Here is a 341-nt window from a genome sequence, read left to right as displayed (position 1 = left end):
AGCGATTGAGCTTTAACACCTGGCACATCCGCTTAACCGAGAATTCGGTTCGGTGGTCATAGACAAACTGGAAGCGGATCACCAGTGAGTCTCTTCGGCAAAATATTTCGCGGCCTTGCGCAGGATGTCACGTTCTTCGCGCAGCTTTGCGTTCTCTTTTTCTAACTGGCGGATCCGTTCGGAATCATTCGCTGCTTGGACCTTGTCGCGCATGCTTTTTGTGCGGGCACGTTTGCCGGTGCCGTACTTCTTGATCCAAGAATGCAGCGAGGCACGGTTGATACCGAGCTCTGCTGATGCTGAGTTCAGTGAGAGGTCCTCATTGTTTTCGTAGAGGGCCA

Annotated in this window: 1 pseudogene; it reads right to left on the bottom strand. The window is 52.5% G+C overall.

The features are described 5' to 3' along the window. Positions 1–341: pseudogene (locus tag HMPREF2978_RS00145) on the bottom strand (IS3 family transposase); the annotation flags it as partial.

It is taken from the genome of Corynebacterium sp. HMSC074C01 (genome assembly GCF_001814605.1).
GTDB lineage: Bacteria > Actinomycetota > Actinomycetes > Mycobacteriales > Mycobacteriaceae > Corynebacterium.
The sequence above is the reverse complement of the archived record's forward strand: the minus strand, read 5'-3'. Positions and strand labels throughout refer to the sequence as shown.